The organism is Sporosarcina sp. FSL K6-6792, from assembly GCF_038004885.1.
Classification (GTDB): domain Bacteria; phylum Bacillota; class Bacilli; order Bacillales_A; family Planococcaceae; genus Sporosarcina; species Sporosarcina psychrophila.
This window is the reverse complement of record NZ_JBBOSA010000001.1, coordinates 734,480-760,043: the sequence shown is the minus strand read 5'-3', so window position 1 is coordinate 760,043 and position 25,564 is coordinate 734,480. Positions and strand designations below refer to the sequence as shown.

The 25,564-nt window shown below is 40.7% G+C and carries 22 protein-coding genes; 16 read left to right on the top strand and 6 right to left on the bottom strand.

Features of this window, described 5'->3' with window-relative positions:
- Positions 1-136 precede the first annotated feature (136 nt).
- From MKZ26_RS03810 to cyoE, 14 genes are all read left to right on the top strand, one after another.
- Complete coding sequence (locus MKZ26_RS03810) at positions 137-865, top strand: phosphoadenylyl-sulfate reductase (RefSeq protein ID WP_067208939.1); 729 nt, start codon at positions 137-139, stop codon at positions 863-865.
- Complete coding sequence (sat, locus tag MKZ26_RS03805; protein ID WP_340764511.1) at positions 866-2,014, top strand: sulfate adenylyltransferase; 1,149 nt, start codon at positions 866-868, stop codon at positions 2,012-2,014.
- Positions 2,015-2,058: 44 nt separating this feature from the next.
- Complete coding sequence (gene cobA, locus MKZ26_RS03800; protein WP_067208943.1) at positions 2,059-2,841, top strand: uroporphyrinogen-III C-methyltransferase; 783 nt, start codon at positions 2,059-2,061, stop codon at positions 2,839-2,841.
- An 86-nt stretch (positions 2,842-2,927) separates the two neighbouring features.
- Entirely contained in the window at positions 2,928-3,683 is a 756-nt protein-coding gene (locus MKZ26_RS03795; RefSeq protein WP_340764509.1) for a sirohydrochlorin chelatase, read from the top strand.
- A 35-nt stretch (positions 3,684-3,718) separates the two neighbouring features.
- Positions 3,719-3,865, top strand: a complete 147-nt coding sequence (locus MKZ26_RS03790) for a YezD family protein (protein WP_082786557.1) — start codon at positions 3,719-3,721, stop codon at positions 3,863-3,865.
- Between the two features lie 144 nt (positions 3,866-4,009).
- The gene (locus MKZ26_RS03785; RefSeq protein ID WP_340764508.1) at positions 4,010-5,836 is read left to right on the top strand and encodes an assimilatory sulfite reductase (NADPH) flavoprotein subunit; all 1,827 of its coding nucleotides are present in this window, start codon (positions 4,010-4,012) and stop codon (positions 5,834-5,836) included.
- Positions 5,837-5,861: 25 nt separating this feature from the next.
- Positions 5,862-7,586 carry an assimilatory sulfite reductase (NADPH) hemoprotein subunit gene (cysI, locus tag MKZ26_RS03780; protein WP_340764506.1) on the top strand — a complete coding sequence of 575 codons (1,725 nt, stop codon included), beginning with the start codon at positions 5,862-5,864 and terminating at the stop codon, positions 7,584-7,586.
- A 356-nt stretch (positions 7,587-7,942) separates the two neighbouring features.
- On the top strand, positions 7,943-8,566 hold the full coding sequence (locus MKZ26_RS03775) for a precorrin-2 dehydrogenase/sirohydrochlorin ferrochelatase family protein (RefSeq protein ID WP_340764504.1): 624 nt from the start codon (positions 7,943-7,945) through the stop codon (positions 8,564-8,566).
- A 23-nt stretch (positions 8,567-8,589) separates the two neighbouring features.
- A complete protein-coding gene (cysK, locus tag MKZ26_RS03770) occupies positions 8,590-9,519 on the top strand; it encodes a cysteine synthase A (protein WP_340764502.1) in 930 nt (309 codons plus the stop codon).
- A gap of 164 nt (positions 9,520-9,683) precedes the next feature.
- On the top strand, positions 9,684-10,526 hold the full coding sequence (locus MKZ26_RS03765; protein WP_067208968.1) for an ABC transporter ATP-binding protein: 843 nt from the start codon (positions 9,684-9,686) through the stop codon (positions 10,524-10,526).
- Positions 10,459-11,211, top strand: coding sequence for an ABC transporter permease (locus MKZ26_RS03760; protein ID WP_067208970.1), 753 nt, complete (start codon positions 10,459-10,461; stop codon positions 11,209-11,211). Before MKZ26_RS03765 ends, MKZ26_RS03760 begins: the two co-directional genes overlap by 68 nt.
- Positions 11,212-11,411: 200 nt before the next feature.
- A complete protein-coding gene (locus MKZ26_RS03755; RefSeq protein WP_340764501.1) occupies positions 11,412-12,416 on the top strand; it encodes an ABC transporter substrate-binding protein in 1,005 nt (334 codons plus the stop codon).
- Between the two features lie 329 nt (positions 12,417-12,745).
- Complete coding sequence (locus tag MKZ26_RS03750) at positions 12,746-13,750, top strand: aliphatic sulfonate ABC transporter substrate-binding protein (RefSeq protein WP_340764500.1); 1,005 nt, start codon at positions 12,746-12,748, stop codon at positions 13,748-13,750.
- 206 nt (positions 13,751-13,956) lie between these two features.
- Positions 13,957-14,898, top strand: a complete 942-nt coding sequence (gene cyoE / locus MKZ26_RS03745) for a heme o synthase (RefSeq protein WP_067208977.1) — start codon at positions 13,957-13,959, stop codon at positions 14,896-14,898.
- Between the two features lie 167 nt (positions 14,899-15,065).
- Here cyoE and MKZ26_RS03740 read toward each other — a convergent pair whose 3' ends face one another.
- From MKZ26_RS03740 to selD, 4 genes are all read right to left on the bottom strand, one after another.
- A complete protein-coding gene (locus MKZ26_RS03740; RefSeq protein WP_340764499.1) occupies positions 15,066-16,091 on the bottom strand; it encodes a hypothetical protein in 1,026 nt (341 codons plus the stop codon).
- A gap of 177 nt (positions 16,092-16,268) precedes the next feature.
- On the bottom strand, positions 16,269-17,756 hold the full coding sequence (locus MKZ26_RS03735; RefSeq protein WP_067208981.1) for a catalase: 1,488 nt from the start codon (positions 17,754-17,756) through the stop codon (positions 16,269-16,271).
- A 506-nt stretch (positions 17,757-18,262) separates the two neighbouring features.
- Positions 18,263-19,327, bottom strand: coding sequence for a tRNA 2-selenouridine(34) synthase MnmH (gene mnmH, locus MKZ26_RS03730; RefSeq protein WP_067208983.1), 1,065 nt, complete (start codon positions 19,325-19,327; stop codon positions 18,263-18,265).
- 33 nt (positions 19,328-19,360) lie between these two features.
- Entirely contained in the window at positions 19,361-20,410 is a 1,050-nt protein-coding gene (selD, locus tag MKZ26_RS03725; protein WP_340764497.1) for a selenide, water dikinase SelD, read from the bottom strand.
- A gap of 138 nt (positions 20,411-20,548) precedes the next feature.
- Between selD and dacB the strand changes: the two genes are divergently transcribed.
- Together dacB and ypfJ are read left to right on the top strand one after the other, a co-directional pair.
- A complete protein-coding gene (dacB, locus tag MKZ26_RS03720; protein ID WP_340764495.1) occupies positions 20,549-22,036 on the top strand; it encodes a D-alanyl-D-alanine carboxypeptidase/D-alanyl-D-alanine endopeptidase in 1,488 nt (495 codons plus the stop codon).
- Between the two features lie 160 nt (positions 22,037-22,196).
- Positions 22,197-23,045 carry a KPN_02809 family neutral zinc metallopeptidase gene (gene ypfJ / locus MKZ26_RS03715; RefSeq protein ID WP_338652439.1) on the top strand — a complete coding sequence of 283 codons (849 nt, stop codon included), beginning with the start codon at positions 22,197-22,199 and terminating at the stop codon, positions 23,043-23,045.
- 101 nt (positions 23,046-23,146) lie between these two features.
- Here ypfJ and ilvA read toward each other — a convergent pair whose 3' ends face one another.
- Both ilvA and MKZ26_RS03705 read right to left on the bottom strand, forming a co-directional pair.
- Positions 23,147-24,415, bottom strand: coding sequence for a threonine ammonia-lyase IlvA (ilvA, locus tag MKZ26_RS03710; RefSeq protein ID WP_340764493.1), 1,269 nt, complete (start codon positions 24,413-24,415; stop codon positions 23,147-23,149).
- Positions 24,416-24,537: 122 nt separating this feature from the next.
- Positions 24,538-25,437: a diacylglycerol/lipid kinase family protein gene (locus MKZ26_RS03705; RefSeq protein WP_340764492.1), complete on the bottom strand. Its 900-nt coding sequence runs from the start codon at positions 25,435-25,437 to the stop codon at positions 24,538-24,540.
- Between the last annotated feature and the right edge of the window lie 127 nt (positions 25,438-25,564).

The following is a 25,564-nucleotide window of genomic DNA, read 5'->3' as shown; positions in this document are numbered from 1 at the left end:
TAATGGACAATCGTGAACATACGAACAATTCGCTGACTAAAAAATTAGAGGCGACTTTAATCAATAGTAGATTAAAGTCGCCTTTTTTAAAAAAAGATAATGTAATAGAGTTATTGAGTTTAGAGGGGGGATTAGTATGGCGAAGTTGACGTACAAATCTTGGGCTGAGACTAGTGAAGTTTTTCCAATCGATGACGAGTCAAAAGGTGCGTTAAACGTCTTGCGATGGGCTTACGGAGAATACGACGATGAACTTGTATATGCGTGTAGTTTTGGGGTTGAAGGTATCGTAATGATAGATTTAATCTCGCAAATAAAACCAACTGCTAAAGTGGTCTTTCTCGAAACCGGATTTCATTTTCAAGAAACGCATACCTTAATCGATGAAGTAAAGAAACGTTATCCAAAGCTTGTAATTGAAATGAAGACTCCCGGCTTAACGGTTGAGGAACAAGCTGACAAGTATGGCGATCGACTATGGGAAAGACAGCCGGATCGTTGTTGTCATATGAGGAAAGTAATTCCACTCCGTGAAGCAATGAGCGGTACGACCGCTTGGTTATCCGGACTTAGGCGCGAACAATCACCATCAAGAAGTCAGACAAACTTTGTGAACAAAGATGAAACCTTTCAATCGGTTAAAATTTGCCCGCTGATTCATTGGACGTGGATTGATATTTGGGATTATGTAAAAAAACATAATTTGCCTTATAATCCACTCCATGACCAAGGCTATCCCAGTATCGGTTGTTCACACTGCACATTCAAAGGGGATACAACGACGGGGTCGAGGTCAGGGCGCTGGGCAAATCAGGCGAAGACAGAGTGTGGCTTGCATAATGCTAATGAAAATGGGGGAATTTAAATGAGTTTGAGTCAACCGCATGGTGGTACATTAATTAATCGCTGGAATCCTGGTTTTCAATACGAAGGAATAACTGAAACAGTTGAATTAGACGAAATTGCTAGTAGTGACTTGGATTTGATTGGTACGGGTGCTTATAGCCCTTTAAGTGGATTTCTTACAGAAGTAGACTACAATTCTGTTATTACAACAATGAGATTATCTACTGGAGTACCTTGGACAATTCCGATTACATTGCCAACGACAGAGGTGAACGCACAAGGTATCGCTGTTGGGGAATTTGTGAAATTGGTGAGAGATGGAGTTGTCTATGGTGTTCTCGAAGTATCGGATATTTTTACACCAGATAAGGAAAAAGAAGCTAAACTAGTCTATCAAACGACAGACCGTGAGCACCCAGGCGTCAAGAAGTTGTTTGAGCGCCCTAATGTCTATCTGGGTGGAACCATCACACTAATTCAGCGAAGGCCGCTGAATGAGTTTTCGGAGTACTTATATGACCCGATTGAAACAAGAGGGAAATTCCAAGAACTTGGCTGGCAAACAGTCGTCGGTTTCCAAACGAGAAACCCAGTTCATAGGGCACATGAATATATTCAAAAGTCTGCATTGGAAATTGTAGATGGATTATTTTTGAATCCACTTGTTGGTGAAACGAAATCGGATGATATTCCAGCAGATGTGCGCCTGGAAAGCTATGAAGTCTTGCTAGAAAAATATTATGCGAAAGAGCATGTATTTTTAGGTGTGTTTACAGCGGCAATGCGCTATGCCGGACCAAGAGAAGCCGTTTTTCATGCGATGGTTCGAAAGAATTTTGGTTGTACACACTTTATCGTCGGTCGTGATCATGCGGGTGTTGGTAATTATTACGGTACGTATGATGCTCAGAAAATCTTTAGCAACTTTACGCTTGGAGAACTTGGGATTACGTTATTATTTTTCGAACATAGCTTTTACTGCAATAAGTGTGGCAACATGGCAACACCAAAAACATGTCCGCATGATGCCAGTCACCATGTGATCTTGTCGGGAACAAAAGTGAGAGAAATGCTTCGTAAGGGAGAACAACTGCCATCGACATTTAGCCGACCGGAAGTGATCGAAGTATTAATTGCAGGAATGCAAAAAGAAGAGATTCATTCATAACGATGATTTTATTGTAGAACTGAGCGGTGAGAGGAGAGATGAGAATGGGAAAAGTATTTATAGTTGGAGCTGGACCTGGAGATGTTGATTTAATCACCGTTAAAGGGATGAAATGTATTCAACAAGCGGATGTCATCTTGTATGATCGTTTAATTAATAAAGAGTTGCTCTCCTATGCAAAACCGGGAGCGGACTTAATTTATTGTGGAAAACTCCCAAATTACCATGCAATGATTCAGGAGACGATTAACCACTTTTTAGTGAAATATGCGAAGCAGGGAAAAATCGTCACACGCTTAAAAGGTGGAGATCCATTCGTTTTTGGCAGAGGTGCTGAAGAGGCAGAAGTTCTTGCAGACAACGGAATCCCTTTTGAGGTGGTTCCAGGAATTACTGCTGGAATTGCGGCTCCTGCTTATGCGGGAATCCCAGTCACACATCGTGATTTAAGTTCTAGTTTTGCGATTGTAACTGGCCATATGCGTGCTGGAAAAAGCGATTCCATTCATTGGGAAAGTCTTGCAGTTGGTATTGATACATTAGCGATTTATATGGGTGTCGGAAACTTACCTTATATTTGTGAGCAACTGACTAAGCATGGCCGACCTGAAAACACGCCAGTTGCACTTGTTCATTGGGGGACGACAGAAGCGCAGTATACGATTACAGGTACACTGTCGACCATTGTAGAGATTGCGAGAGATTCCGAAATTAAAAATCCAAGTATGATCATTGTCGGCGAAGTTGTGAAATTGCGAGAGAAGATTCAATGGTTTGAACAAACAGAGTTGAACCAAAATAGTATTAAAGAAGTATCTGCATACTAGCAGTTTAACTTCATTCAGCAGTGGTGAAAATCCCTGCTTAATAATAAAGAAAGGTTAACTTAGTCTTGATACGAGGAGGGATTAGCATGCAGGCAGTTTTATATGTGGGCCACGGTAGCCGAATTAAAGCAGGTGTCGAAGAAGCCGTTCAGTTTATTAAGAGCAGTCAAGCAATGATCGATGTTCCGATTCAAGAGATTTGTTTTTTAGAACTGGCGGCACCAAGCGTGGATGAAGGGATTACGAAATGCGTGGAACGCGGAGCTACTAAAATTGCCATTGTACCTATACTTTTATTAACTGCAGCGCATGCAAATGAAGATATTCCATTTGAAATCGAAGTTGGAAAAATCATGTATCCCGATATCGAATTTACATACGGAAAAGCATTTGGCATTCATCCGAAGATTGTTGATAGTTTATATGACCGAGTTGTTGAACAACAAGTAGCGATTGCAGAAGATGCTCAAGTGTTAATCGTAGGCAGGGGGAGTAGTGATCCCGCAGTTAAGCATGATTTAAACGAAATTGCACAGCTTCTTGCTGACAAGTACGCCTTTAATAAAGTAACTGTTTGTTTTCTTTACGGAGCAGATCCTCATTTCGATGAAGCATTACTGCAACTACAGGAAGCACCTCAAAAGCAAGTTTTCATTATTCCGTACTTATTATTTACAGGTATTTTAATGAATGGAATTGAGAAAAAGATTGTGACACAGTCTCCTAATGACCAGCAGCTTATTCTTTGTGAAAATCTTGGTTATCACAAATATGTCCAGGATGTACTTGTAGAACGGGTGAATGAGTTACTTGAAAAAGAGCAAATCAGTCAGCTTATTTAAATGAAGATATTTTGTCTGAGAGGATGAAAGGAACTATGGAGAAACGGGAACAAAATCTTGAACTTACTATTGAAAATGTTAAAAAGATGCTGAGCACGATGAATTATGGCTCTATCACATTGGTTATTCAAGACAATGTTGTGGTTCAAATAGAGAGAAACGAGAAAATTAGATTGAAATAATGCTCTTTTTATAGCTGTGTATGTTGAAATAAAGAATTCTTTTGAATTCGCTATGACGCTTGAGGATACCTCAGCTTAGTTTATATAAGTATTCGCGTGTTCAGCATATATATGTAAAATACTAATTTTGCGGGGTGGGAAATTTTGGCGCTTCAAGTGATAAACAGTCCTTTTAATCAGGAGCAGGTAGAACTCCTAAATCAACTTTTACCAATACTGACGGAGACACAACAAATCTGGTTGGGCGGCTATCTGAGTGCGAGTCAATTAGCTACGCAATCAAACGCTTCAGGCAGCGTGGCTGTTCTGGAAGCTCCGTCAAAACAAATAGAAGTCATCTCAAAAGAAGTGACAATTCTCTATGGATCTCAGACTGGTAACGGGCAGGCTTTAGCTGAAAAACTGACGAAGAATTTAAAAGCAGAAGAGTTTCAAGTAACGCTTGCTTCTATGAATGAATTTAAACCGAATTCGCTTAAGAAAATTGAGAACTTACTACTTATTGTAAGTACACATGGTGAAGGTGATCCACCAGATAATGCATTGCCATTCTATGAATTTCTTCATGGTAAAAGAGCGCCACAATTGGATACTCTACATTATTCGATCCTGTCTTTGGGGGATAGTTCTTATGAGTTTTTCTGTCAGACAGGTAAACAATTTGATGAACGATTACTAGAGTTAGGTGCAAAACAACTTAGTCCACGTGTGGATTGCGACTTGGATTATGATGAATCTGCCGCGGAATGGTTTACGAATGTTTTAGCCACATTAAATGAGCAACAAGGAAGCAGTTCTACAACGGTCCAACAACCAGCCAACAAGGGTGTTACGGAACAACTGGAGTATTCTAGAACAAATCCATTTAAAGCTGAAATCCTAGAGAATCTGAATTTAAACGGCCGTGGTTCAAACAAAGAAACACGTCATCTTGAGTTATCACTTGAAGGATCGAACCTTGAGTTTGAACCAGGAGACAGTTTAGGCATTTTCCCAGAAAATGATACAGAATTAGTAGATACCTTGATTGCAGAGATGGGCTGGAATGCTAGCGAAGCAGTGAAGGTCAATAACCAGGGTGAACTTAAGCCCTTGCGCGAGGCGTTGATTTCTAATTTTGAAATCACTGTATTGACGAAACCATTACTACAAAAAGCAGTGCAATTTACCGCTAACAATGAATTAAAGGAACTCTTGGAATCAGCAAAGGAGCAAGAATGCAGGGATTATCTCTATGGTCGTGATCTATTGGATCTAGTACGGGATTTTGCACCATGGGAAGTCTCTTTAAGTGATTTTGTCGCAATATTACGTAAAATACCCTCGCGCTTATATTCAATTGCCAGTAGTTCAAAAGCAAATCCAGATGAAGTTCATCTCACGATTGGAACTGTTCGTTATGAGGCACATGGTCGCGATCGGGTTGGAGTCTGTTCAGATGAATGTGCTGTACGTGCGCAACCAGGAGATCATTTACCGGTATATGTTCAGCGTAACTCGAACTTTAAATTACCAGAAGATCCTAACACGCCTTTGATTATGATTGGACCTGGTACTGGAATAGCTCCGTTTAGATCATTCTTGGAAGAACGCGAGGAGATTGGCGCCGAAGGGAAAACATGGTTGTTCTTTGGTGATCAACACTTCGTTACAGACTTTCTGTATCAGGTTGAATGGCAACAATGGCTCAAAGAGGGTGTATTGACGAGAATGGATGTTGCATTTTCCCGTGATACGAAAGATAAAGTCTATGTCCAACACCGAATGATTGAGAACAGCCAAGCTATTTTTAAGTGGCTAGAAGAGGGTGCTGTACTCTACGTCTGCGGCGATGAAAAGCATATGGCTGCTGACGTCCATACTACTTTGGAAAAAATCCTTGAAGAAGAGGGTGCCATGAGTTCTAAGGAAGCATCTGATTATTTAGCTGACATGCAACAGCAGAAACGTTATCAACGTGATGTCTATTGAAACAAGTGAGAGAGGAGCTAGTTACATGACTAAAAAAATAATTCTTCCGCCACAACCCGGTCCACCTAGTGATGTTGAGCGGATTAAGAGTGAGAGTAACTATTTACGAGGAACGCTTGTGGAGACGCTTGAATATCCGATTAGTTCCGGGATACCTGACGACGATAATCGATTGATGAAACACCATGGGAGTTATCTGCAAGATGATCGGGATTTACGCAATGAGCGACAACGTCAAAAATTAGAGCCGGCATACCAGTTCATGGTCCGTGTTCGCGCTCCGGGCGGCGTTGCAACCTCGGCGCAATGGCTAGCAATGGACGGTGTTGCCAATAAATTTGGTAATGGAACGTTGAAATTGACTACCCGACAAGCATTTCAAATGCATGGGATTTTAAAGTGGAATATGAAGGAAAATATTCAGGAAATTAATGCGGCATTGATGGATACACTAGCGGCTTGTGGTGATGTGAACCGGAATGTCATGTGTAACCCAAACCCTTATCAATCGGATATTCATGCTGAGGTCTATGGTTGGGCTCAGAAACTAAGTGATTATCTTTCGCCACGGACCAATGCGTACCATGAAATTTGGCTTGATGGTGAAAAAGTAATCGACAGTCAAGAAACAGAGGAAGAAATCGAACCATTATATGGTGCGCTCTATTTACCACGGAAATTTAAAATTGGTGTAGCAGTTCCTCCTAATAATGATGTTGACGTCTTTTCGCAGGATCTTGGTCTAATTGCCATTTTAGAAGAAGGTAAATTAGTAGGATTCAACATTGCAGTCGGAGGCGGCATGGGGATGACACATGGAGATACAGACACCTATCCTCAGGTAGCACGGGTGATTGGATTTTGTACAACAGATCAGATTATCGAAGTAGCCGAAAAAATCATTACGATTCAACGTGATTACGGGAATCGTTCTGTTCGAAAGTATGCACGTTTTAAATACACAATTGATACACGTGGACTTGATTGGGTCGTAAAAGAACTCAATGAGCGATTAGGCTGGGAACTAGAAACCGCGCGTGATTATCATTTTGAACATAATGGAGATCGTTACGGTTGGATAGAAGGAAGCGATGGCAATTGGCATTTCACGCTCTTTATCCAAAATGGTCGAATCCAAGACTTGGATGATTATCCACTGATGACTGGCTTGCGCGAAATTGCCAAGATTCACACAGGAGATTTCCGCCTTAGCCCAAACCAAAACCTGATTATCAGCAATGTTTCGAGTCAAAATAAGAAAAAAATCGTCGAACTGATTGAACAGCATGGATTGACTGATGGACAGCATCATTCTGCATTACGTCGAAGTTCAATGGCTTGTGTTGCTTTTCCAACTTGCGGACTAGCGATGGCTGAAGCTGAACGTTATCTGCCTTCGCTGTTGGATAAGATGGAACTGATTTTGGATGAAGCGGGCTTGCGTGAAAAAGAGATTATCATACGTATTTCAGGGTGTCCGAACGGTTGTTCTCGTCCTTCTTTAGGGGAAATAGCCTTTATCGGTAAATCTCCTGGAAAATATAATATGTATCTAGGGGCTGGCTTTGTTGGAGATCGACTGAACAAATTATATCGAGAAAACATTGGAGAAGAAGAGATTCTAGCACTACTTAGACCACTATTTTTCCAATACGCGAAGGAAAGACAAGAAGGCGAGCATTTTGGAGATTTTGTTATCCGTGCAGGACATGTGAAAGCAGTCCAATCTGGATTGGACTTTCACGATTAATAAGAAAAGCGCAAGCGCCTAGGTAGACCCGAAAAGCGCTGGAGGGCCTAAAGAGAAAGGCGCACTTTGCCGTTAACTTAAGGACTGAAGCGACTCGAGGGACTAGGCGCCGGAGTCTAGACAATAAGAAAAGCGCAAGCGCCTTGGTAGACCCGAAAAGCGCTGGAGGGCCTAAAGAGAAAGGCGCACTTTGCCTTTAACTTAAGGACTGAAGCGACTCGAGGGGCTAGGCGCTGAAGTCTAGACAATGCTCCAAGTGAAAAACTTATACTTTCTAATAGTATAAAAAGCTAAGTAGGACCGCTGATTTTACGGTCTTTTCCAGAATAACTTTACAGCGGCAGGTGGATAAAACAATGAAATCCTATCCGATTATGTTGAACATCGAAGGCAAAGCTGTAGTAGTAGTTGGTGGTGGTCTGATTGCCTACAGAAAAGTTACCGGCTTGCTACAGGCAGGTGCTTATATAACTGTGATTAGTCCGGTGATTCATTCGAAAATAGAACAACTCTTTATTGAGAACAAGATTTCCTGGAAAAATAAATCGTTTGAACCGGTTGATCTTGATTCCGCATTGATTGTTATTGCAGCCACAAATAGTGAAATCGTGAACACATTCGTTGCATCGTCTGCTGGCAAGCATCAACTGGTCAATATCGTTGATAATCCGGAGTTAAGCACCTTTCATGTCCCTGCAAAGCTGACAAGGGGTGACCTAACGATAAGTGTTGCAACGGGCGGCGGAAGTCCGACACTTTCCAAAAGCATTCGTGATGAACTTGCCGTAATTTACGACGATACTTATGGCGATTATCTTGAATTTCTAACGCTGTCGAGAGAAAAAGTTAAGCATTCTATCTTTGATCAAACAATAAAAACGAAATTACTTAAAGCAATCACGAATGACATGTACAGGCAATCTAACAATATGCAAAATGCCTTTCTAGAATTAATAAGTGGATATCAAAACATGTCCTAAATGTAACTGGGAGGATGACAGATATGCGCGTCGTAAACAATATAGCTGAATTGATTGGAAATACTCCGCTTGTGAGATTGAATAGACTGCCAGATTCAGAAGGAGCAGCTGTCTATGTGAAACTTGAATATTTTAATCCAAGCGGGAGCGTAAAAGACCGAGCTGCTTACAATATGATTGTCGAAGCAGAAAAAAGTGGGGAATTGGTTGCGGCGGCAACGATTATTGAACCGACATCAGGCAATACAGGAATAGGATTGGCAATGAATGCCGCGGCAAGAGGTTATGGAGCGATTTTCGTCATGCCGGATAATGCAACGATTGAACGCATTAATTTAATGAAAGCATATGGTGCGGAGGTCGTTCTAACTCCAAGTGAGGAAAGAATGCCAGGTGCAATCGCCAAAGCAAATGAATTAGCTGCACAAATTGAAAACAGTTTTATCCCCATGCAATTTGAAAACTCTGCAAATCCAGATATTCATCGGACAACAACGGCTGTTGAAATTAGTGAAGCGATGAAGTCCATTGGAAGAAAGCTTAATGCTTTTGTTTGTACATCAGGAACGGGAGGGACAGTGACAGGTACCGGAGAAGCACTTAAAGAACTTGATGCTAGAATAACGGTCCATGTTGTTGAGCCCGCCGGATCACCTGTCTTATCGGGCGGAGAGCCTGGTAAGCATAAGCTTGTTGGAACAAGTCCAGGTTTTATTCCTTCCGTTTTGAATACGAACGTCTATGATGAAATATTTATGATACAAGACGATGAAGCTTACAAGACAGTCCGGTCTTTAGCCGCGAATGAAGGGATTCTTATTGGCCCTTCGGGAGGCGCTGCCGTATATGCGGCTTTGACCGTTGCAAGGCGATTGACTCCGAATGATACGGTCGTCTGTATTGCACCTGATTCCGGTGAACGCTATTTATCGAGCGATTTGTTCGAATTTTAAAACTAAATCTTCAATTTACGGAGTGCGTGAATAATAAATAGAGCTACTAAATTAGTTGAACAAATGAAAACCTATATAAACTAAACGAAGTGGCCTTAAAAGGAATTCTTTATTTCAACCTATATAGATTTACTTGTAGGGAATTTTAGGGAAGGGGTATTTGAATGTATTTAACAATAGACGGCATTGTGAAAAGCTTTCCCCACAAAGAAAATGGTCATGTCAAAGTGCTGGATAATATCTCGTTAGACGTGGAAAAAGGACAGTTTGTTTCAATTGTTGGTCCTTCCGGTTGCGGGAAGTCGACATTGCTCTATCTGATTGCTGGTCTTGAAAAGGCTGATCAAGGGGAAATTCGGATTGCTGGAAAAGTAGTGACGGATCCCGGACCAGATCGTGTCGTTGTATTCCAACAGGATGGATTATTTCCATGGTTAACGGTTCTTGATAATGTCACGTATGGCTTACGTTTAAAGGGTCTGCCAAAAAAAGAGGCAGAGGACAAAGCGAGAGAAATGTTGAAAATGGTCCATCTAAGTAATTTTATCGACGCCTATCCACATCAGCTGTCCGGAGGTATGAAACAACGTGTTGCTATCGCACGCGCACTTGTTATGGAGCCCGCAATTTTACTGATGGATGAGCCATTTGCGGCACTGGATGAGCAGACCAGAATGGTGTTACATAATGAACTTCTGGAAATTTGGCAAAAAACGAAGGTGACAATCTTTTTCGTTACGCATAACATTCGGGAAGCTGTCCTTTTATCCGAAAAGATTATTGTATTTGAAACACGTCCTGGAAGAATAAAAGAGATTTATTCTTCAAAAACAATGAAAGACGGCGTTATGCCAAATGATGTAACCTTTCATTTGGAAAAACAGATATTGGCATCACTGCAAGGTGAAATTGAGAAAGTGTTAAAGGAGGAAATGGGGGATGACTACATTTTTAAGACGAACCCTCTTCATCGGGATTCTAGCGGCGATATGGGAAGTCACATCTAGATTATCAAGCTTACCCGATTTCATGTTTCCGAGTCTCAGCCAAGTATTGCATACACTTTACACAGGTATTTTGAGTGGTCAAATAATGACTGCAATCCTTACTAGCATGAGTCGTCTATTAATAGGATTTACAATTGCGACAATCCTTGGTCTTTTTTTAGGCTACCTCATATGGCGTTCTGAGTTAGTGGAAGACACACTTGGATTTCTTGTCACAGCATTGCAATCGATTCCGAGTATTGTTTGGTTCCCACTTGCAATCATTTGGTTCGGTTTGAATGATTTCTCTATTCTTTTTATTGTAACAATCGGTGCGACTTGGACAATGACAATCAATGCGACAAGTGGTTTTAAAAATGTGCCAAGGCTTTATCAACAAGTAGCTAAAACATTAGGTTCTAGCGGTTTTCACTTTTTGCGAACAGTTATTATGCCAGCATCTGTCCCGCAACTCATATCTGGATTACGAATCGCCTGGGCATTTTCCTGGCGCGCGTTAATGGCAGGGGAACTTCTTGGTGGTGGAGGAGGGCTTGGGTATCTCTTGGAAATGGGAAGATCACTCGGACAAATGGATTTGGTTATCTCGGTAATGATCATCATTGGTGTTATCGGTACAATCATGGATAATCTTGTCTTTTTACGATTGGAGCGCAGTGTGCAGAAAAAATGGGGAATTAGTTAAGGGAAAAGCGGAAACAGCATGCTACGACGTGACAGGCATAAGCAGGAATGACTTTGAAGGATGGTAGTCTAAATACGTGATATTCATGGCACAACAAGGAGGGGGAAGTTCAATCCCTCCCCACTGATGACCCGAATCGTGCAGACCAAGTGTCTGGGCGTTGAAGAATAGATAATAGATAAAAAAGGGGAGAGAACGGAATGAAACGTAATTTGTTCTTACTTGGGCTTATTTCTTTAGCTGTATTGGCAATTGTATCTGGCTGTGGAAAGACAGAAAAAGGAGCACAAGACAGTAAAGAAGTGAACATTGGTTATTTCCCTAATTTAACGCATATCGCTACAATTGTGGCGCTAGAGAAAGATTATTTCACTGAAGCATTTGGAGAAGATATTAAAATCAACACAAAAACCGTCAGTAACGGCGGCTTGTTTATGGAGGCGATGGTGACTAAATCCATTGATGTAGGAACAGTAGGACCCGGTCCATTACTGAACTTCTACGTAAAAGATCCCAACTATCATATTATTTCAGGCGCTGTAAACGGGGGAGCCGTCCTCGTCGCGAGTGAACATAGTAATATTAAAGAACTTGCTGATTTAGACGGGAAGAAAGTTGCGATTCCTGTAATAGGAAGTACCCAAGATGTAATGTTACGTAAAGCACTGAAAGATGTGGGTCTGAAGCCGACGTCAAATGGTGGCACAGTCGAAATGTTTGCCGCAGCACCAGCTGATACAGCAACGCTCTTTATTCAAAAGTCTGTGGATGCTGCAGCAACCCAAGAACCATGGGGCTATATTTTGGAAACACAGGCGAACGGTCAATTGTTGTTAGATTGGGAATCATTCGCTTGGGGGAAAGAATCGACAAATACCGTGGTTGCAGCAAGTAAGAAATTTTTGGAAAATGAAACATTAGTAAAGGCCTATTTAACAGCACATGTAAAAGCAGTAGAGTTTATTGAGCAAAATCCTGAAGAAAGTCAAGATCTAGTTATAAAGCACATCAAAGAATTAACAGGAAAAGGGATTGATAAAACTGAGCTCGCAGCCGCATTTAAGCGTCTGAAAGTAACCACGTCTGTCAACGAAGAAGTTATTCAGGAGATGGCTGATATTAGTAAAGAGGCAGGATATGTTACTAGTAATGATATTGACGGTTTAATTCAATTGAAACAGTTGAAGTCAATAGAAGCAAAATAATAAAACGTAAAGTGTTACTGATTCAGTAGGATTATAAACATCATAATGATGTTTATAATCCTACTGCGTTCGTTAATGGTACAGTAGTCGTTCAGTTCAGCCTGATCCGAAAGCACCTCTACATAGGGCATCTAGTGTTTTATCACAAAAGTAAGTAATCATTTACTTATTAGCGTAGGTTGATCAACACATTTAATAGCTAATGATCATCATTGGCGGCATCGATACAATCGTAGATAATCTAGTTTTTTCGACTGGAGAGCAGTGTGCAGAATAAATGAGGAATAAGTTAAGAGGTTATTTATAGAAACAGATGGGGAGAGAAAAGGATGAAACGTAAATTTTTCGTACTTGCGCTTATTTCCTTAGTTATTTTGAGTATTTGTACTGCATGCGCTAAAGCAAAACAAGGAGCACCGGGCAGTAAAGTCGTGAACATTGGATATTTCCCGAACTTAACGCACATGGCTACAATCGTTGCGCTGGAGGAAGGTTATTTCACTGAAGCGTTTGGGGAAGATATTACAATCAACACAAAGACCGTCAGTAACGGCGGACTGTTCATGGAAGCGATGGCTACTAAATCCATTGATGTGGGAACAGTAGGACCAGGTCCTGTTCTGAACTTTTACGTAAGAGACCCTAACTATCATATAATTTCAGGCGCTGTAAATGGTGGTGCAGTCCTTATTGCTAGTGAATATAGTAACGTTAATGAGCTTGCTGATTTGGATAGGAAGAGAGTTGCGATACCTGGAATTGGGGGTACTCAAGATATCATGTTGCGTAAAGCACTAAAAGATGTGGATCTGAAGCCGACGGCAAATGGAGGAACAGTAGAAATGTTTGCCGCGGCACCAGCCGATACAGCAACACTATTTATTCAAAAGTCTCTAGATGCAGCTGCAATACCAGAACCCTGGGGCTATATTTTGGAAACACAGGCAAATGGTAAGCTTTTATTGGACTGGGAATCATTCGCATGGGGGAAAGAATCACCAAATACTGTTGTCGCCGCAAGTAAGAATTTTTTGGAGAATGACAAGTTGGTGAAAGCCTACTTAACAGCTCATGTAAAAGCAGTTGAGTTTATTGAGCAAAATCCTGAAAAAAGTCAAAATCTTGTCATTAAACACATCAAAGAATTAACGGGAAAAGAGATTAACAAAGCTGAACTCGAAGTCGCATTTAAGCGCCTAAAAGTGACTACTTCTGTCAATGACGGAGTAATTCAGGAAATGGCTGATATCAGTAAGGAAGCAGGATATATCCCTAATAGCGATATTGAAGGATTAATTCAATTGGATCAGTTGAAGTCTATAGAAGGAAAATAATAAAACGTAACTAATTTTAGTGAATTGGAAACATCATATTGATGTTTCCAATTCTTTTTTCTCGTAGTTTTGAAAATGTCACAAAGCTTTCCTTTGTCTTACTTGAAAACTAAGAGTAAAATGGAGTTAAGTATGCCAGCCATTGAACGAATTGGGAATCCACCAAATTGGAAAAGCACCTGGCTTTTTTGAGGAGAGACGAATTGATGACTAAAGTAATGGATCCTTCTTGGGAGAAGGTTAATGAAAAAACTGTTTCGAAAGAAAAAAATCTTTCTACGCTATTCGCAGATCTTAAATCTTTATTTAAGGCGATAGTCTTAATCTCTAATGTGCTACCTGTCCTTACTGGATTTTGGTTAGCACTCTATTTTACGAATGGTACTTTTTTAGCAAACTGGGATGTATTTTTGTTGACGATTTCAGGTAGTACACTTGTTATGGCTGGGGCACTTATCTTGAATAACTGGTACGACGTCGATATTGATACAGTGATGGAGCGGACCAAAAACCGTCCGACAGTTACTGGAAACTTTACACTTAAATTTGTCTTTAGATTAGGAATCATATTATCTGTAGTAGGTTTAGTACTTCTAGCTTTTACAACAATTGAAGCGGCTGTCTACGCATTTATTGGATGGTTTACGTATGTTATTTTGTACACAATGTGGTCAAAACGTAGATATACGCTAAATACAGTCATTGGCAGTGTATCAGGTGCGGTGACACCTTTAATTGGATGGGCTGCAATTGCACCTGGTTATCATATCGTGCCAATCGTACTGACGCTTATCCTATTCATTTGGCAAATGCCGCATACGTTTGCTATTGCCATGAAGAAAGTGGAAGAATACAGTTTGGCAAAAGTGGCGATGCTTCCAGTCGTTCACGGGTTTAATTTTACAAAGCGGCAAATGGTTATCTATGTCGCATGCTTACTGCCATTACCATTCTTTTTAGGATCGCTTGGTACAGTATTTGTTATTATTGCCTCGTTGATGAACATTGGGTGGTTAATTGCGACTATCGCCGGATTTTTCACGAAAAACGATATGAAGTGGGCACATCTGATGTTCATGTGTTCCGTGAATTATGTAGCTATCCTGTTTACACTGATGATTCTTGTTACATTGCCAGCATTTAATTAAACAAGAAATTTCAAGCTATCTTAGAATGGTCATACCACGTAAGTGTTAGGGTGATAAATAATACAAGTATGCAAAAATGAAAATCCTCTCGTGTCTAATATGACACGAGAGGATTTTTAAATTACAGGAACCTATTCATCCCGAAATTATTTGAGAACTTGTACAAATTATTTACTGAAATACTCAGCTATTTCTTTTGTGATTTCTTCAGGTACTTTTAAACTTAGCGGTTCTCCGTGCAAGAAATTGAATACGTTCATATCACTTGTTTGGAGTGCGCCCATAGTCAATCGGGGAACAATTCGAACGTGAACACGGTCAGATGAATTCTTACTTACAGGGATAAACAGGGCGAGGTTAAAGCTTGCGATACCGATTGATTCAAAGTAATTGAAAAAGCCTGTGAGACTTTCTGCGAGATCCTGCCAGTTGGTATCCGTTAATTCACCTAACGAAGAAGCACCTAAAACTCCAATGAAATCAATATGACTTTTAGGTGCGAAAGCATGAACCCAGTCGATGGAACCCACCGTCGCGATAAAACGTTCACCAATTTCTTGCTCACTTTCTATTAATGTATCATAATAGTTTCTTCCTGTTTCTGTGTAAAATTGCTCGCTGCTTGCTAATGTTATCAATTGATAGTTGGTCGGCATTTCAGAGGCCAGCACATGAATATGTGGGTGTAAAATGCTACCGCCTGAAGGGGGTAAGTAGTTCCAGTTGATGGATGCATATGCAGTTTCCGGATCCTGGGCAATAACTTTATTCAAATAGTTATGTGCGGCAGAAAAGGAGTTGGCAATCATTGGTGTTGTGAATTCATCGAGTTTAACGTAATGCTGATCACACATTCGGACCACCGCATTATGCTTACTGTAAGGGAAGAGGTTTGGAAAAACGACGGCTTCTCCTTGAATTATCCTGCCGTCTTCGGTTATATCATTCGGGAATTTAGGTGTGACTGTGTGTACGTTTTCAATGCAGAATGGACATTTACTACCCGCGGTTTGTGTTGCGAGCTCAGAATAATCTATTGACGTAAAGGATGCACCTGGGTCGAAAATGATTCGGGATGTTTCTCCTGTTAGCGGATCCATTCGAATTTCAGTTTTGCGGTCAATCAATTTTCCATCTTGCATAGGATCATGAAACGTAAAAAATTCTTCTTTTGCTATAAAAGTAATAGACATCTATAGTTTCCCCCTACTGTATATTCTAAATACACTTTCTATTCTACCTGTGATTCACATAAAAGTCAGTAGTATCATAGTGAATGTCTAAAAGAGTGTAGGGATAGGGATTGCCTATAAAAAAAGGAGTGTTCCTCGCATTATTATGCGAAGTACACTCCTTATTTGCTTCAATAATTAATCTTCAGAACCAACAGCTGCTTCCACCTCGTGCCAAGAAACACCAAGTGCATCTGCTACACCTTGACCATAAGCAGGGTCCGCTTTGTAACAGTGAACAATATGACGAAGCTGAATATGTTTCTCAACGCCATTCATATTACGCCCCGTATTTTCGAACAAAACTTGTTGTTGTTCTATGCTCATTAAGTTGAAGAGTTTACCTGGTTGCTCAAAGTAATTATCGTCATCTTCTCTGAAATTCCATTGGTCTGCTGCACCGAAAAGATCTAGTGCTGGATCTTTATATTTTGGTTGTTCTTTCCACTCACCATAGCTGTTCGGCTCATAATGAAGTGTGCTACCCATATTGCCATCGACTCTCATCGCGCCGTCACGGTGGAAACTATGAACTGGGCATTTCGGTTGGTTGACCGGAATTTGGTGATGGTTCACGCCTAAACGGTAACGCTGTGCATCTCCATAGGAGAAGAGACGACCTTGTAGCATTTTGTCCGGAGAGAAACTGATACCTGGTACAACGTTTGCGGGTGTAAAAGCAGCTTGCTCTACTTCTGCAAAATAGTTATCAGGATTTCGGTTTAATTCCCATTCGCCAACTTCAATAAGAGGGAAGTCTTTTTTATACCATACTTTTGTCAAATCAAACGGATTGTAAGGCATATTGTTGGCTTGTTCTTCTGTCATTACTTGGATGTACATTTTCCATTTCGGGAAGTTCCCATTTTCGATATTGTCATATAGATCGCGTTGATGGCTTTCACGGTCTTTCCCAACAACTGCCTCGGCTTCTTGGTCAGTCAAGTTTTCAATGCCTTGCTGTGAACGCATATGGAATTTCACCCAAACACGTTTGTTGTCAGCGTTGATCATACTAAAGGTATGGCTTCCGAAACCATGCATATTTCTGTACGAATTTGGAAGTCCGCGGTCACTCATAACAATTGTTACTTGGTGAAGTGCCTCAGGTAGTGATGTCCAGAAGTCCCAGTTGTTATTGGCGCTACGCATATTTGTACGTGGATCACGCTTAACAGCATGGTTCAAGTCTGGGAATTGCATTGGGTCTCTAAAGAAGAACACAGGTGTGTTATTTCCGACAAGGTCCCAGTTACCTTCTTCTGTATAATATCTCATTGAAAATCCGCGAATATCGCGTTCTGCGTCAGCACCACCACGTTCACCGGCTACTGTTGAGAAACGAACGAACATATCTGTTTTCTTACCAATTTCAGAGAAGATTTTTGCTTTTGTATATTGTGAAATATCATGTGTTACGGTAAATGAACCATACGCAGCAGATCCTTTTGCATGCATACGCCGTTCAGGAATAACCTCGCGATCAAAATGCGCGAGCTTCTCCAATAGCCAAACATCTTGTAATAGTATTGGCCCTCTAGGCCCAGCAGTCATTGAGTTTTGATTATCCACAACTGGAGCACCAGCAGCAGTTGTTAATTTTTTATTATTGTCTTTTTCTGTCATAGATTCTCACTCCCTAGATTGTTTTAATTCCTACATGATAATCATACTAAAAAAGAAACAATATATCTACTAATAACATCTACTAAAATTAATTCTTTTATAAAGGCTGCATATCCTCAAGTCGTAAGTAGCTTCGTATGCACTTTTACTGAATGAAGAGGGGAGAATTACATATATCCATTCTCAATTAGAAGGTATATAAAAAACTTAGAAATGAGACGCAGGCAATTCGGAAAATAGGCTTCTCCTTCTATATTAACTTTTATTGACGGAAAAGTCAGTAAAATTATACGGGTATGATAAAAATTAATTAAACGTTAAAGAGAATTCTGTGATTCGGCATATCTCAACAATGAAAAACTGCCTGAACAGTCAACGATAAGGTAGATTGTTCAGGCAGTTCATTTTCTCGATAAAGAGGCAATGTTAACTTGAATCAGCAGAAATCCCTGCTGATTAGGAGAATTCAGACTAAAATCGCCTCGTACTACGGAAACAAGCGCAATTCAAAATTCGGACGCAATTACACCTAGGCGCAATTGCTCTCGCTCGATTGTATGAAGAACTTTTTGAAATGCGTCTTCTATATTTTTCGCATCGATATCTACTTTCTGTATGTCAGTATTTTGATAACCAGAATGTTTATACCTTGGATCGTAATAGTGTTCAAGTAGCAACTCGACTACCCATGCAAACTCACCATTTTCCAAATGCGTTTCAATCTCCTTGGCAATGGGGGTATGTAATCGTTTTTTAATTAATTGAAAAGCCTCCTTGAAACGTTCCGGGTTGTTCCACGGTTCATAGTCTGCTAAAACAATTTTGACCCGTTCCTCAAGAGGGAGGTGAATGACAATTTGCATCCCAATTTCCTTTTTCTCATAAATAAATTGCGGTAAACTTACTTTCCCAATCCTTCTGCTCTCACCTTCTATGAAAACATACTGCTCAGTTTTAAAACGTTCTAATTCACGGACTAATAATGAGTCGAATTTCTTTTGATTGCTTGGCTCAAGTCCTATTTGTCCGAAAATAGAACCGCGATGACCAGCAATGTGTTCGAAATCGATGACTGGATAGCCATTGTTCGCTAGACGCTTCAAAATCTCTGTTTTACCAGTACCCGTATAGCCATTCAATACAATGAAGTTTGGCGGAAAGTTCTCCTTTTCCAATTCATGAACGATCCATTGGCGATACGAACGGATCCCTCCACTTAGTCGAGTGGTATGAATGCCCATTAAATCAAGGACAGTAGCCGCTGTCTTACTGCGCATGCCGCCACGCCAACAGAATACCGTCATAGGCGTTTTAATAAGTTTGAAAGCACGAATAAAATCCGGCAATTTCTCTGAAAAGACTTCAAGCCCTCTTTCCATGGCAACTTCTTGTCCATTGTGTTTATAAAGAGTTCCGATTTCCGCGCGTTCCTCATCATCAAAGACAGGAATGTTAATGCTTCCAGGAATCGTCGCCTCATTAAACTCTTTAGGAGAACGGACATCAATGAATGTATGTGGGCCTTTTTCTTGCAATGTAAATATATCTTCCAACATCAGATCTCGAAACATCCAATACACCTTCTAACCAAGATTTACATTTTATCAAATGACAGTGATCCGTCCTTTATTATCTTCTGTTACTTCGCCGATTATCCGTGCGTCTACGCCTTTTTGTTGAAGTTCATCCAACAGTTGACTCACCTGGTTTCCAGGGAGTGCTATGAGCAGTCCACCAGAAGTAACTGCATCACATAAAATCCAACGGTCGAATTGGTCCATTGTTTCCGAGTACGTGACAACATCCGCTACGTGGGCGAAATTGTTCTTCGTTCCGCCAGGTACTTTTCCAGCTTCCGCCAGTTCTTTTGTGCGGGGGAGTGTTGGTACTTGGTCTGCAAAGATTCGAATACCCACGTCGCTTGCTTTCGCTATTTCAGATGCATGTCCAAGTAGTCCGAAGCCAGTTACATCTGTGGCAGCATGGACATCGTATGTCGCCATTGTTTCTGCCGCCGTTTTATTAAGTGTGGTCATAATTTTTGTAACATAGACAATTTCATCTTCCGATAATAAACCATTTTTCAATGAGGTTGTGTAAATCCCGACACCGATTGGTTTTGTTAAAAGTAATTTATCACCTGGTTGTGCACCGGCATTTGTTCGTACTTTATCGGGGTGGACGGTTCCAGTCACGGCAAGACCGAATTTTGGTTCTTGATCATCTATTGAATGTCCGCCGACAAGTGTAACTCCTGCTTCTTTTAATTTATCACCGGAACCCCGAAGGATTTCTGTAAGGATTTTTTTATCCAGCGTAGCGATTGGAAATGCAACGATGTTTAGTGCTGTAATTGGAGTTCCACCCATTGCGTAGATGTCACTGATTGCATTTGTTGCAGCAATTTGACCGAAATCGTAAGGATCGTCGACAATTGGCGTGAAAAAGTCGAGCGTCTGTACCATGGCTATTTCATCAGTCAGTTTATAAACACCTGCGTCATCACTCGTATCGAGGCCAACGAGCAAATTAGGATTGGGAGTCGCAAGTGGTAGGCTACGTAATACCTCCGCCAAATCTGCAGGTCCGATTTTACAGCCACAGCCTCCTTTTTTTGTAAGGGAAGTCAATTTTACTGGTTCAGTTTTCTCCATTATTTTTCCACCTTTCGATTACAATTCTATTTATAATCTTAACACATTGGAAAAATAGACTTAGCATAGCAAGTCCTCGCAATCTATTTCTTATGGTAGAATATTCATAGTTCGTGCAAATTTTAAGGGGGTACAGGTTTGATTCAAAAAAGAATAGCACTATCGTTACTATCTGTATTATTGTTCGTTGGAATGCTATTTACAACGGTTCCAGAACATTCAACCGTGTCTGCAGCTGTTTCGTATGAGGGTTTGGAAAACACCATTAATACGATTATGGCAGATAGTAGAATGCGTGCCGCTTCTAGCAGCGTAACCGTGCGCAAAGCTTCAACTGGGGAAATCATCTACCAAAAACAGGGTGATAAAGGGATTACACCCGCCTCCACGCTGAAAATACTCACAGCAGCGGCAGCACTTGAGACACTTGGTGAAGATTATCGTTTCACTACAGATGTATTAACAAATGGCAAAGTAACAAATGGAATACTAGACGGAAATCTATACCTTCGCGGGACAGGCGATCCTACGTTGTTGAAAAAAGACTTTGATGATTTTGCTTCGAAATTGGCTACACTTGGAGTCAAACGGATTTCAGGTAATCTGGTAGGGGATGACACTTGGTTCGATACGATTCGTTTATCACCAGGTATTGATAAAAATGATGAATCTTATTACTATGCAGCTCAGATTTCAGCATTGACTGTATCTCCGAATACGGATTACGATGCTGGAACGGTCATTGTAGACGCAAAGCCAGCTGCACGCGGGAAAGCAGCAAAAGTAATGCTAACCCCGGAAACTGGCGTTGTTCGAGTGGTCAATCGTTCTAAGACAGTTCCTAAGGGGACTAAAAACACTTTGAAAATTGAACGTCAATACGGGACGAATAACATTATGATTACTGGAAATGTCCCGATTGGTTCCGCTGGCAGGAAAGAGTGGATCACTGTGTCCAACCCAACTGCCTATGCGCTTGATATTTTTAAAAAATCATTACTAGCTAAAGGGATAAATTTTGATCCCTCATCTAAAGTATTACGCGGAAAAACGCTAGAAGAATCCAAAATTCTCGTAACTAAAAATTCCATGCCATTAAAGAGCTTGATGAGACCTTTTATGAAATTAAGTAATAACTCACATGCTGAAGTATTGGCGAAGGCAATGGGGAAAATGAAGTATGGGGATGGCAGCTGGAATGCAGGTTTACGGGTGATGCGTGACTATGCTGAGTCAGTCGGTTTAGATGTGAACGAATGGTTGTTTGAAGATGCATCCGGTATGTCCCATGCGAATAAAGTGACATCTGCACAACTGACTGAGTTATTGTATCAAGTGCGAACGGCACCCTGGTACGGGTCGTTTGCGCAAGGATTACCTGTTGCTGGGGCACCGGACCGATTCATCGGAGGTACGCTTAGGAATCGTATGAAAACGGGAACTGCTAAAGGTAATGTCATTGCGAAAACGGGGAGCTTGACAAATGTCAGTGCATTGGCAGGATATGCACAAACAAAAGATGGAGAAACGCTCATTTTCAGTGTCCTAACGCAGGATCACAAATCCAGTACGATTCCTATCCTAGATCGTATTGCAACTGCTATAACTAATTCAACAATTAAATAATAATATGAATTTGAACATCGGGATATATTTACCTCGATGTTTTTTTATTGTCATGTATTTTTTTGTAATAATTACTTTCTGGACATTTTGGGTATAGCAAGAAATACATATGTACAATTTGAGTATTCAATGCAAAAATCAGATGTCGGGAGGAAATTATGTGGAGTATAAAGGCAGAAAAGGAAGTTCGAATGTTGAAGATCGAAGAGGCAAGGGAAAAGGCGGTATAGCATTAGCCGGGGGCGGTATTGGCGGCTTAATTCTTATACTTATTATTACTTTTCTTGGAGGCAGTCCAAGTGAAGTTTTGAATGACTTACAAGGTGCGGATTCGGGTCCCTCGGTTCCATATGAAGAAACGGCTGAAGAAAAGGAGCTTGCGGAATTTGTTTCAGTAGTTCTTGCAGATACAGAAGTTGTCTGGACAAAATTGTTCCGCGAACAAGGGTTGGAATACGAGGAACCAATCCTCGTGTTATATACAGATAGCGTTCAATCTGCATGTGGAGCAGCAGGAGCATCCGTTGGACCATTTTATTGTCCAGGCGACCACAAACTTTATATTGATTTAAGTTTTTATCAAGAACTTCAAGACAAGTTCCAAGCTCCTGGGGATTTTGCGATGGCCTATGTTGTGGCACATGAGGTAGGACATCATGTTCAAACCCTTTTAGGCATCAATGAACAAGTGAATGCTCTTCGCCCAAAACTGAGCACAGAAGAGTTTAATAAATATTCGGTACGCCTTGAATTACAGGCAGATTATTTTGCTGGCGTATGGGCAAGGCATCAAAAGGACATGAACTTTCTTGAAGAAGGTGATCTTGATGAAGCCATCACAGCAGCGAGTGCTGTAGGCGATGACCGCATTCAGGAACAAGCCCAGGGGTATATTGTTCCCGACAGCTTTACTCACGGAACTTCTGAACAAAGGAAGCGCTGGTTTACTAAAGGATTTGAAAACGGCACCATTGAGGGTGGTGATACATTTAAAGCAAGTGGATTGTAAAAGAAACAGGGAGGTGACAAGGGTTTCCTCCGTGGCACAATGAAAAAATCTTGCTTATGACATCATCGCCATAAGCTAGATTTTATTTATCAAAAAGCAAGTTAGATAAGTAACTCAAATAATGTGCTATCATTGTTAACCTCTTTAAAAGAGAAACCGCAATCATGCATTCGCTGAATAAGTCCTTCGTAGTCTGACTTCCTCTTTACTTCAATGCCTACAAGTCCAGGGCCGCTTTCTTTGTTGTTTTTCTTTGTATATTCAAATGTAGTGATATCGTCGTCAGGTCCAAGTACTTCATCTAAGAATTGGCGTAACGCACCAGAACGCTGAGGAAAGTTAATAATGAAATAATAAAGAAGTCCTTCATAAATCAATGATTTATCTTTAATTTCCTGCATTCGACCAATATCATTATTCCCGCCACTTATGACACATACGACAGACTTCCCCCTAATCTCATCTTTATAAAAATCCAATGCGGCGATAGATAACGCGCCTGCTGGTTCTACGATAATTGCATGTTGGTTATATAATTCCAAGATAGACGTACACACTTTACCTTCTGGAACTAGTACAATGTCTTCCAGGTACTTACGGCAAATTTCAAATGTGTGTTGGCCGGCACTTTGTACGGCTGCCCCATCAACGAATTTATCGATTGTATCCAAGGTTGTCACTTCATTATTCTTTAATGCTGCTTTCATACTAGCAGCACCTTCAGGCTCTACACCAATCATACGTGTACGTGGTGATAGGTTTTTAATATAAGTACTCAAACCAGACATAAGGCCGCCGCCCCCAATACTGGCAAAGACAAAATCAACAGGTTCCTCTATATCATTCATGATTTCAACCGCGACTGTTCCTTGTCCGGCAATGACATCGTAATCGTCAAATGGGTGGATGAAAATTCTGTCTTCAGCAGTCGCACATTCGACCGCTGAAGCGGATGAATCATCAAATGTATCGCCCACTAAAATGATTTCTACATAATTCCGTCCAAACATTTTCACTTGGTTAATTTTTTGCTTCGGAGTTGTCTGTGGCATGAATATTTTTGCGTCAATACCTAGATGCGCACAAGCAAAAGCGACTCCTTGCGCATGATTACCTGCGCTGGCACAGACGACACCTTTTTCAAGTGCAGCTGCTTCTATGGTTTTGATTTTATAATAGGCACCCCGTAATTTAAAGGAACGAACATGTTGTAAATCTTCCCTTTTTACATAGACTCGACAGTCGTATTTTTCTGATAGTCGTTCATTCTTTTGTAGAGGAGTATGTGCGACTACATCTTTTAGTAATTGATTGGCAATCAGTATATCCTCGACTTGAATTCCAGTTGGTTCCGTCTTTGTTAGATTCATAGTAATCTCAGCACCCTCCATATAAATAGATCATTTTTCTATACTAACATGACAGAAGGAGAATAAACACATCAATGTTTGTAATTATGAGTTAATTAAAAAAGGAAAAATGGCAATCTGTCTTATCTAGTTAGAATAAGATTCAATGCTTTTTCATGAATTGCAACATGGAGTGGGGTGGACATTATAACTTCTCCATCGATGATTGCGAGAATTGGCCTGTCTATTTCAATTGTGATTTCTTTTCCCGTTCTGTATGTAACGCCTTTCCTGAGAATCGGTTGACCCCGAAGCAAAGCAGGAAATAGGCGCATTAAGATATTCATCCGTCCTACATCATGAAGCATTGTAATATTTAACATACTATCTGTTGGAGAGGCTCCGGGACAAACGACTAATCCGCCGCCATAGGAGGAAGTATTTCCACAAGCAGTGAGCCAGGTAATAGCGTATGTATAGGTCATATCATCGATTGTGACTGTACTTTTAAACGGCTTAAATGAGAGTAACTCAATTATCGCAGCAATGGTATAAGTGAATGAACTTAAGCCAAGCTTATTTAATATCGGTTTGTAAAATGAGTGATTTACACGTTGACCAATCCTTGCATCAAGCCCGATTCCAGCGACAGTAATGCCAAAACGGTCATTTATGTTTAATAAATCAATGGCAACAGTCCGATGCTCTAATAGTCCTTTGATAAACTGATCGGGGTGAGTAGTTAGGCGGAACATCCGAGCAGTGTCATTTCCTGAACCAGCAGGTAGAATAGCGAGTGGAATACCGGTTTCAGCAATGTCTTGTATGACAGAACTCATTGTGCCATCTCCACCGATAACTGTCACAGCATGAATGGTAGTTGACTGAAGGTAAGTTGTGATGAATTTGCGTGCTGTAACTTCTGAATCACTGACAATCACACTGTATTCTCTATTTTTTTGCTTCAATTTCTTCTCGATTTCATCCCATAATGAGCAAGCTTGGCCATTTCCCGACAATGGATTTACGATGAAAAGATACATAACATACCCCCAATTCTACTATTTTCATAGTAGCACATTTGGATCTATAGGCTTACGAAGTTAAAGCTTCCTCTCAATATGATTTAATGTTAAAGTATATTGAGTGGTACTATCTAAATTGGAAATT